Origin of the sequence: Candidatus Pelagibacter communis (assembly GCF_001180205.1) — a bacterium.
Taxonomy (GTDB): domain Bacteria; phylum Pseudomonadota; class Alphaproteobacteria; order Pelagibacterales; family Pelagibacteraceae; genus Pelagibacter; species Pelagibacter ubique_O.
The window spans coordinates 1-503 of the sequence record NZ_CVSU01000123.1; the positions used below are offsets into that span (position 1 = coordinate 1).

At 22.3% G+C, this 503-nt stretch carries 1 protein-coding gene; it reads right to left on the reverse strand.

Annotated features, from left to right (window positions below; translation table 11 throughout):
- Positions 1-8: 8 nt before the first annotated feature.
- Positions 9-185, reverse strand: coding sequence for a hypothetical protein (locus tag AMO08_RS05835; RefSeq protein ID WP_179850758.1), 177 nt, complete (start codon positions 183-185; stop codon positions 9-11).
- Between the last annotated feature and the right edge of the window lie 318 nt (positions 186-503).

Sequence of the window (503 nt, forward strand, 5' to 3'; positions counted from 1 at the left end):
TTTAAATATTATTTTTGAATAAAAACAGGATATATTAGTTCAATAACTTCTTTACTCTCAGCTTCACTTAAAGGACAAATAATTAATATTTCTTCTATAACCTCATTTATCTCAGCTTCAGTAGCATATCTTTTGCCTATCAATACATGAAATGTAACAAGGAAATTGTGTTTATTTTTACTCATCTTTAAACTCCTCTCATAATATTTTTATTGCATAAAAAATTCACTAAAAACCATAATAAAAAAACATAATATTTTATTTACTTTTATTATCTCCTTTCCTTATTTATACATTTATTATATCATTAGTACATAAAAAATGCAAGTACTTTTAGTAAAAAACTACAAGTTGTACTTTGGTCGTTTTTTTGTTTTATATAATATTTTAAGTAAGAGTACTTGCATTACACTTTAAAATATTATATAATATGTATTATTTTAAAGAAAAGGAAAAAAAACACATGAGAAGAAAAGAAGATACCAGCATAACCGTTGCTAATA